This window comes from Burkholderia sp. Se-20378 (assembly GCF_017104665.1).
Classification (GTDB): Bacteria; Pseudomonadota; Gammaproteobacteria; order Burkholderiales; family Burkholderiaceae; genus Burkholderia; species Burkholderia lata.
The window spans coordinates 1-9,178 of sequence record NZ_JAAGPG010000337.1; the positions used below are offsets into that span (position 1 = coordinate 1).

Here is a 9,178-nt window from a genome sequence, read left to right on the forward strand (position 1 = left end):
TGCGTCGGGCTGCTGGCGACGCAATGGGCGCGTGCGCTCGGCGCGCGGGTGATCGGCACGGTCGGGTCGGCCGCGAAGGCCGCGCTTGCGCGCACGCATGGCGCCGAGGCGGTCGTCGATTACCGCGAGGAGGATTTTGTCGCGGCGGCACGCGCGTTCGGCGGCGGCGCGGGGGTCGATTTTGCGATCGACGGGATCGGCGGCGACGTGCTGACGCGCACGCTCGGCGCGGTCCGTCCGTTCGGGATGGTCGCGAGCATCGGGCAGGTGGCCGCGATCGGTGCGCGGCAGACGTTCGATCTCGACGAGCTGGGGCCGGCGCGGTCGATCGCGCTGGCGCGGCCGAGCGTGCTCGGCTTCATCGCGCGTGACGTTGACGGATATCGGGAGGCTGCACGCGCGACGCTCGAACGGCTGGCGGGCGGGATGCATGTGGAGATCGGCGCGCGGCTGCCGCTTGAACAGGCGGCCGATGCGCACCGATTGCTGGAGTCGCGTGCGACGACGGGCGGGGTCGTGCTGGTGCCTTGACGGCGGGCGGATGGGGATCGCGATGCGGCTCGACGCGCGCGTCGCGATCCACAGGAGGCTCAGTTGTGCTTGCGCAGCGGCGCATCCTCGACGAACCACGCGAGCACGAACGCGATCGCGATAACGGTCGCCGCGGCGAGATACACGACATGCAGCGAGCTGGCGAACGCATGCAGATACGTGTCGCGCACGGCGTCCGGCAACTGGTGCACGGCGGCCGGGCCGAGCGCGGGCGGCAGCTCCGTGCCGGCCGGCAGTGCAGCCATCACCCGCGACTGCAGCCCGTGCGAGAACAACGCGCCGAACGCCGCGACACCGAGCGAGCCGCCGATCGAGCGGAACAGCGTCGCGCCCGACGTCGCAACGCCCATGTGCCGGAATTCGACCGTGTTCTGCACGGCGAGCGTGAGCACGGGCATCACCATGCCGAGCCCGATCCCGAGCAGCGCCATGTATGCGTACATCGTGTGCAGCGGCGTATCGAGCGTCAGCGTCGACAGCAGCGCCATCGCGATGCCGCCGGTCAGCGTGCCCAGGATCGGGAACATCCGGTACGAGCCGAGTCGCGAGATCAGCCGGCCGCTGACGATCGACGTCACGAGCATCCCGCCCATCATCGGCAGCAGCTGCATCCCGGCCTGCGACGGCGTCGAGCCCTTCACGACCTGCAGGTAGAGCGGGATGAACGTGACCGAGCCGAACAGCGCGATGCCGACGACGAAGCCGATCAGGCTGACCAGCACGAAGGTGCGATGGCGGAACAGTTCGAGCGGCATGATCGGCTCGGCCGCGAGCCGCTCTTCATAAATGAAGCCGCCGATCGCGACGACGCCGAGCACGAGCGTCATCCACAGCTGCGGCGACGTCCACGGCAGCAGCGAGCCGCCTTCGCTCGTGAACAGGATCACGCAGGTGAGGGCGGTGGCGAGGAACGCGGCGCCCATGTAGTCGATCCGGTGCTTCACGTGCGCGGTGTGCGGCCGGAACGCGACGCCGATCACCGCGAGCGCGAGAAAGCCGAGCGGCAGGTTGATCGTGAAGATCCAGCGCCATGACAGGTGCTCGACCAGGAAGCCGCCGAGCAGCGGGCCGATGATCGTCGCGAGGCCGTACACGCCGCCGAACATCCCCTGGTAGCGCGCGCGGCGATCGGGCGGCACCAGGTCGCCGATCGCGGCCATCGTGACGACCATCAGGCCGCCGCCGCCGAGCCCCTGCAGCGCGCGCAGCACGATCAGCTGCGTCATGTCCTGCGCGACGCCGCACAGCGCGGAGCCCGCCAGGAACAGCACGATCGCGGCCTGCAGCACGATCTTGCGGCCGTACAGGTCGCCGAGCTTGCCGTACAGCGGCAGCACGACGGTCGAGGAGAGCAGGTACGCGGTGACGACCCACGACAACTGGTCGAGCCCGCCGAGCTCGCCGACGATCGTCGGCAGCGCGGTCGACACGATCGTCTGGTCGAGTGCGGACAGCAGCATGACGAGCAGCAGCGCGGCGACGATCAGCCCGGTCGGCGCGTCGCGGCGGGCCGCTTCGGCGGCCGGCGGAGTGAGGAGGGTGTCGGTTGTCATCGAGATATCTGCCATGGCAGGGATTTGTGTCGAACTATAGCGGCAGATAGTTGACTGGTCAATTTCTGCCCAGCCTCGATGTGTTGCAACCGTAACAGGAGATTGCCGGCCCGAAAAATTGACCGGGATCAGGGGAAAGCGGGGACGGACTCAAGTTTTTTGCAGGCAAACCGTAATCCAGAGTGCTGCGGACCGTTTGCCGCGGCACTTTTCACCGCTCACGTCCCGTCATGAACCTGAACGCCCTGTTTTCCCGTTTCTCGATCCGTACGCGGATCTTCTCCACGCTCGGCCTCGTCGCCGTGCTGCTCGTCGTGTCGGGGCTGATCGGCCTCGCCGGCATGCAGAGCTCGAACCGCGCGCTCGACGAGGCTTATACGCAGCAACTGGCTGCGAAGACCGCATTGTCGGCGGCCAGCCTGAACCTGACGATCGTGCGCACGACGCTCGACCGCGCGATGCTGCATCCGGAAGCGCCGGAAGTGCCCGATCTCGTCAAGAAGGTCGAGAACTATCTCGCGAAGGCCGACACCGCGTGGCGCGGCTACGCGTCGATGCCGCACGACGGCGATGAAGGCCCGCTCGCGAGCCGCCTCGACGCCGCGCGCCAGGCGCTGATCGGGCAGGCGCTCAAGCCGATGATCGACGCGGTCCGCGACGGCCGCCGCGACGAGGCCGACCGGCTGCTGATGTCGGTTGCGCCGCCGCTGTCGGTCGCGCTCACGCAGGCGACCGATGCGCTCGACGCGTACCAGGTCGCACGCGGCAAGGACGTGTACGACACCGCGCAGACCTATTACGGCTGGATGCGCGCGGGCGCGATCGCCGGTATCGCGTTCGGCCTCGCCGCGTGCCTCGGCTGCGCGATCGGTCTGCATTACGCGATCACGCAGCCGGTGAACCGTCTGCTGTCGCATTTCCGCCGCCTGTCGGACGGCGACCTGACGTCGGAAGTGCGCTGGTCGTCGCGTGACGAGATGGCCGAACTGGTCAAGGGCGTGACCGGCATGCAGCGCAGCCTCGCGGACACCGTGCGCCAGGTCAGCCAGGGTTCCGAAGCGATCTCGACGGCGACGCACCAGATCGCGGCCGGCAACACCGACCTGTCGCAGCGCACCGAGGAACAGGCGTCCGCGCTGCAGGAGACGGCCGCGAGCATGGAGCAGCTCACCGCGACCGTGAAGCAGAACGCGGACAACGCGGTGGAGGCGCAGGCCTGCGCGGATACCGCGAGCGAGATCGCCACGCGCGGCGCGACGGTCGTCGGCGAAGTGATCGGCACGATGAACGAGATCGACCAGAGCTCGCAGAAGGTCGCCGACATCATCGGCACGATCGAAGGCATCGCGTTCCAGACCAACATCCTCGCGCTGAATGCGGCGGTCGAAGCCGCGCGTGCGGGCGAGCAGGGCCGCGGTTTCGCGGTGGTCGCGGGCGAGGTGCGCACGCTTGCGCAACGCTCGGCTTCCGCGGCGAAGGAAATCCGCACGCTGATCGGCGAATCGGTCGAGCGCGTCGCGATCGGCTCGCGGCTCGTCGGCACGGCCGGCGCGACGATGCAGGACATCCAGCAGGCGATCGGACGCGTGACGGGCATCATGACCGAGATCGCGGCCGCGTCGAGCGAGCAGCGCGACGGGATCGAGCAGGTGAACCGCGCGGTGTCGCAGATGGACCAGGTGTCGCAGCAGAACGCGGCGCTCGTCGAGCAGGCCGCGGCGGCTGCCGCGTCGCTCGAGGAGCAGGCAGACGGGTTGCGTCGTGCGGTGGGGGCGTTCCGGGTGGCTTGATTGATGGTGGGGGTGGTTGAGACCCGCGCGACTGTCGGCTGTGTCTGTCGTTCGCCCCCGCTTCAATTCATTCGCGACTGCGGCGCCGTGAGTGTCACGACGGCGCTCGGCGGGCAGGCCGCGTCGGCTGCCGCGTCGCGCGGGGGGCAGGCAGACGGGTGGCGTCGTGCGGTGGGGGCGTTCCGGGTGGCTGGATGGATGGTGGGGGTGGTTGAGACCCGCGCGACTGTCGACTGTGTCTGTCGTTCGCCCCCGCTTCAATTCATTCGCGACTGCGGCGCCGTGATTGTCACGACGCCGCTCGCGTGATAGTCAGACGTCAGGACCCGAGTCGAGCCGGATCGTCTCGCACAGCACCGCAACCTCTGCGCCACATGACGGCTCGAGTACGAACAACGCCTTTCGATCGGTGTCGAAATCGGCCAGGTACTGATCGAGCCGGGAATCGTCTACATTCGCTGCGTCGAAATCCTCCCTGCTGCCTATCCATTTCAGCCAGTGGCGCACCTCTGTCTGCGAAAACGGATAGGCGGGAGATAGCAGAAGGCGTGACACGACATTCTGTTGCGCAAAATCGATGATTCGCAGGGAAATGACGCCGGTGAAGCGAAAGGAATGGATTTCGCCACCGACTCGACGGAATCGAAGCCGCAACGCGTGATCGGCAGGACGATGGTCGATCGTGACGAGCTCGGCATCGTGGAAGGTCGGGATGCTGTCGGGCCTGATCATGTGTGCTCAAAAGAGGGGCAGTCTGGCGCGAAGCCAGTCCCACTTGGTTGGCGGAATCCTCAGGTATTTATCGTAGTTGGATTCATCGGTCAAATCGATGTAGCGAACCAGGTTGCCCTCGTAATTCAAGGGCTGGTGAAAGCTCTTTCCGTGGTACCAGTTGACGGAGAAGTATCGTTTCGCAAGAAGCTCTCCTTTTTCGCTGAAGACCCTCAGTTCTATTTTATCGTTCGTCCCATCTTGATCATTCCCGCCGGTGCCGCACATCTTGAATCGATATGGAACTCCGTTCATGCTTTTTATGCCGCCATCCAGCGTTTCCGGGCGATCGTAGAAATCGCATCGCCCATAGGCAGGTCGACTGAAGTGAATGATCAGGCCTGCACCGATATAAAAAATGATGGCTAAGCCAATGTATCTGATGGCTCTAGTCTGCATATCTCACCAAGCTCAAGATGTGTTGAAGCTGAGTGTCGAGTGTCTATCCAGAAAGAGATTTTTGATGAAGGTCCTGGTGATGTCTATTGCCGTCCTGACGGAGCGCTCGCTATAAATATCATTCGACAGGAGCTTTTCATACTTTTTCCTGACGTTCCCGAATTTCAAAACCCAATCAAGAGTGACGTCGCCGTCATTCAATGGCTGATGTGACGTCGGGTCGTCATTGTAAGTATGCGCAGGGCTCGCGAACCAGATTCGCGCAAGTTTGGCCGAGACCTTCCAGCCCAGCTTGTCCATCGCAATCGGTACGTCTTGAAGGTCGAAGGGCGGCGGTTTTTCGCAGACCTCCGCTTCTGGTGGCTCTGGTGGTTCTTTGACCATCGCCTGACCGGTTTTCGGCAATGGGTCGGAAGCGGAGCCCTGCCCGGGAATACTCGGCGCTTTGGGCGCCGGCTTGGGAAGAGGGGGCGGTGGCTTTTCTCCCGGCGCCAGTCTGTCGAGTGAAACGCCCTTCTGAGTCTCGAGGGGAATACACCCTCTGGAACCCTGATATTCCTTCAGCCCTGATCCAAACAGCCCTTTCTGCGGCTTGTAGTACGGCACCTTCTTTACGTCGGCCATCGAATATCCCGTTCGCAGCGAATGGCCAGGGATCGTAACGATGTGCCGCACGGGGATAAACCATCGGGTGTCGCCGGAATCGCGAAGCAGGCGACCCGTTCAGGGTTTGGGGCGAAACGAAATGTGCCCGATTGTGTCGGCGCGTAATGTCGGGGATCCGGAGATCGTCCCCGTGCCGGACGAGCTGCTGTCCGGCGTCAACCCGCCCCAAGCTGCGCAGCCGCGCGCGACGACGCGACGATCAGCAGCTTCATCGTCGCGCGCGTCGCGCCGACGAACAGCTTGCGCGCGGCACGCGCGTCGAGCGTGTCGAAGTCGACCTCGGTGAGGATCACGCACGGCGCCGACTGGCCCTTGAAGCGGTAGATCGAATCGAGCAGCACGTCGCCTTCGCGATACTCCGGGTTGCCGAACAGGTCGTACTTGCCGGTAAAGCTCTTGAGCCGGTGCGGGCCGAGCTGGTCGAGCGGTGCGAGCACCGAGCCCTCGCGGCCGCGATACGACAGCACCGCGATGTCCTGCTTGCGGAAGCCGAGCGACAACGCGTGCGTGATCGCCCGCTTGGTCGCGTCGATGCAGGCGTCGGCCAACGCGTCGCCCGACGCACCTTCTTCCCCGTACGACGACACCGACGGATCCGACCCGTCGAACGGGCTGCCCGAGCGCAATTCGGCCGCAAGCGGCTCGACCCGGCCGACGATGTCGCGCACGAACTCGAGCAGGTCGCGCGGGCTGCGGTAGTTCGTGAGCGCCTTCAGCGTGACCCAGCCCGGCAGCGCGACGGGCTCGCGCATGTACAGGTTCTGCAGCGGATCTTCCAGCCACCACCATGCGCCCTCCGGCGCCAGCAAGCGCTCCAGCGCGGCCGCCCACGGTGCATGGAAATCCTGCCCTTCGTCGACGACCAGCACGTCGAAGCGCCAGTGCTCGGGAATCGGCGTTTCCGCGAAGCGCGCCTCGAGCCGCTCGAATTCGCCGGGCACCTGGAAATCGGGCGTATAGCCGCCGTCGCGCGCGACCCAGTCGCATAGCTGGTGGTAGTTCGCGATCTTTGCGCCGGGCGGCGCGATGCGCGCGATGTAGTCGGCGAGCGGCCGGTTGAAGCACACGTAGAGCACGCGCTTGCCGGCCGCGACCGCATCGCGCATCGCCTGCACCGCGAGCTGCGTCTTGCCCGAGCCGGCCGTGCCGGTGACGCGCAGCCGGAACGGCGCGAATTCGAGCTGGCGCGCCCATGCGGCCAGCCCGCCCGACAGCCGCGTGACGAGCGTGCCGGCCTGCCCGACGAGCGCGCTCGTGTCGGGCGTGAGCGCGAGCTCGTCCGCGAGGACATGGTGGAGTTTCGGTGCGTTCGGGAAGTGCTCGTCGTCCTCGGGCAGGCTCTGCAGGATCACCTGCGCGCGCTGCGCCTTGCGCGACGCCTCGACGACGCGGTCGGCCGCGACGCCGGCGATCGACGCGTCGCGGACAGAGTAGGAGGGGCAGTACAGCAGCCACCGGCCCCGGTCGCCGCCCGCGCCGAGCCCAGCCGGCGCGCGCCGCGGCCGGCCGGGCTCACGACGACGAACGCAGCCTCGCCGAACACCGAGAACGCCTGGTCGGCGCGGGTCCAGTGCACGCCGTGATACACGGTGTAGCTGTCGGGCAGCGCGTGTTCGAGCGCGGCGAGCGTTTCGCGCTCGCGTTCTGCCGCGCCGGTTGCGGCGAGGCTTTTCCAGTCGTCGGGGATGAGGCGGGCCATGGCGTCGGGCGGCGGAAGCCGTCGTGGGCGTGAACGGGTGCGGCTATTGTACTGAGCTATGCACCGGTTCACGACCGCCGTGCCGCGCGGACGTTGGCCGTCAGGAGGAGGAACGGCCCGGGAGCGTTACCCGCGGGCGAGCCGTTTCGCGAGATCGGCGCTGAGAATCGCCATGCGCGCCGGCTTTTCGTAGCAGACGACGTCGAACGCGCGGATCACTTCGCTGATGTCGGCTTCGCTCGCGCGGCCGGTGAGCAGGTCGCCCGTCAGCACGAAGATCGGCGCGCCCGGATTGTCGGACGTGCGGACGGCCTTGATCGCGGTGGCGGCCGTGCTGTCGTCGAACAGCCATTCGGTGAGGACCGCGTCGAACGCCTGGCCCTGCAGCGCGTCGACGAACGGCGCGAGGCCGTCGAATGCGGCGGTCGCGAAACCCTGGCGTTCGAGATAGCGGCACAGCTCGGTCGCGCTGACGCGATCGGGGTCGATCACCGCGACGACGAGCTTGTCGCTCTCCGCGCGGCGCGGATAGATCTCGATCTTGTGCACGTCGTACGCGTTCTGGTACAGCACGCCGGTGTGGCGCAGCACGCGCCAGCGGCCGTTTTGTTCATACGCGACGAATTCGGGGCGTGCGCCGGCTTCGAGCGGCGCGCCGATCCAGGCGGTGCACGGAATCTCGGCGACGCCCGCGTAAAGGACGGCTTCCTGTGAATAGGCGCCGACCATGCCGGGGTCGAGCGTTTGCGCGCCGAACAGCTGGGCGGCGGGTTCGCCGTACGCTTCGGCGACTTTCTTGATCTGCGCGAGCGTCCAGGGGCTGCTGCCGCGCAGTTTGCGGTGGCCTTGCGAGAAACTCAGGTCAAGGATGCGGCACAGCTCGGTGGTCTGCTGGCGCTTGCCGATGCCGTTGCGGGTCATCAGCTCGCGCACGCGCTCGGCAACCGCGAGGGAATCCGTGGTGATTGCTTCAGTGGTCATGCTACGGGAACGGATCGTGACGTTCAGAACGACGCCTTGCGGCAGTCTCGACGGACAGTCTTCATGACGTCCAGGGGCGAGCCGACCGGCCACGCGCGGAAAAGATAACTTTACCGCAAAATGGTCGTTATTCAGCGTCGTGAAAGGTGCGTTTGTGTGAAAGGTGTGTCACGACGTTACCACCGAGGTCCGTATCCGGATGCATTAACGCCTGACAGGAAACAATGACGACAACCTATCCGCTGCACGATGCCCTGACCCTCGCCGGCACTCCATTGCCAACCGACGCCGATATCGTGATTGCCGGCGCCGGCATCATGGGCTGCGCAGCCGCGTATTACCTGGGCCTGCGCGGCCTGAAGGCCGTCGTGCTCGACAAGTCGCGCATCGCCGGACAGCAGTCGACCCGTGCGTGGGGCTTCGTGCGGCAGCAGGGGCGCGAAGCGGCCGAGGTGCCGCTGATGATGGCCGGCATGAAAATCTGGGAGGAGTTAGAGGAAACCCTCGGTTTCGATCTCGAATGGCGGCAGGGCGGCTGTCTTTATATTGCGGACAACGAAACGGACTGGGCGTCGTTCAACGCGTGGCTCTCCGTCGCGCGCGAACACGGGCTCGACACGCGCACGCTGACGCGTGCGCAGATCGACGAGCGTGTCAGCGGCCTTTCGCCGCAGGCACGCACGCTCGGTGGGCTGTACACCGCAACCGACGGGCAGGCCGAGCCGCGCCGCGTGGCTGCCGCGTTCGCCGCGCGTGCCGCCGAGGCG

The 9,178-nt window shown here is 66.3% G+C and carries 8 protein-coding genes and 1 pseudogene; 3 read left to right on the top strand and 6 right to left on the bottom strand.

From position 1 onward, the window contains the following. On the top strand, positions 1-531 hold a 531-nt coding region (locus G3N93_RS27215), incomplete at its 5' end, for a zinc-binding dehydrogenase (RefSeq protein ID WP_206134354.1). 59 nt (positions 532-590) lie between these two features. Here G3N93_RS27215 and G3N93_RS27220 read toward each other — a convergent pair. Next, a complete protein-coding gene (locus G3N93_RS27220; RefSeq protein WP_206134355.1) occupies positions 591-2,105 on the bottom strand; it encodes an MDR family MFS transporter in 1,515 nt (504 codons plus the stop codon). A gap of 230 nt (positions 2,106-2,335) precedes the next feature. Here G3N93_RS27220 and G3N93_RS27225 point away from each other — a divergent pair, with 230 nt between their 5' ends. Then, the gene (locus tag G3N93_RS27225) at positions 2,336-3,895 is read left to right on the top strand and encodes a methyl-accepting chemotaxis protein (RefSeq protein WP_206134356.1); all 1,560 of its coding nucleotides are present in this window, start codon (positions 2,336-2,338) and stop codon (positions 3,893-3,895) included. 312 nt (positions 3,896-4,207) lie between these two features. On the opposite strand, the gene G3N93_RS27230 is transcribed toward G3N93_RS27225, so the two are convergent. From G3N93_RS27230 to G3N93_RS27250, 5 genes and pseudogenes are all read right to left on the bottom strand, one after another. After that, entirely contained in the window at positions 4,208-4,627 is a 420-nt protein-coding gene (locus G3N93_RS27230; RefSeq protein WP_174937643.1) for a hypothetical protein, read from the bottom strand. A gap of 6 nt (positions 4,628-4,633) precedes the next feature. Next, complete coding sequence (locus tag G3N93_RS41735) at positions 4,634-5,065, bottom strand: hypothetical protein (protein WP_241026721.1); 432 nt, start codon at positions 5,063-5,065, stop codon at positions 4,634-4,636. A gap of 12 nt (positions 5,066-5,077) precedes the next feature. Then, complete coding sequence (locus tag G3N93_RS27240; protein ID WP_174943855.1) at positions 5,078-5,689, bottom strand: DUF6402 family protein; 612 nt, start codon at positions 5,687-5,689, stop codon at positions 5,078-5,080. A gap of 197 nt (positions 5,690-5,886) precedes the next feature. Beyond that, positions 5,887-7,430: pseudogene (locus G3N93_RS27245) on the bottom strand (ATP-binding domain-containing protein). A gap of 126 nt (positions 7,431-7,556) precedes the next feature. Continuing rightward, entirely contained in the window at positions 7,557-8,411 is an 855-nt protein-coding gene (locus G3N93_RS27250) for a helix-turn-helix domain-containing protein (RefSeq protein ID WP_006485970.1), read from the bottom strand. 224 nt (positions 8,412-8,635) lie between these two features. Here G3N93_RS27250 and G3N93_RS27255 point away from each other — a divergent pair. After that, the coding region (locus G3N93_RS27255) for an FAD-binding oxidoreductase (RefSeq protein ID WP_206134357.1) at positions 8,636-9,178 on the top strand (543 nt) is incomplete at its 3' end.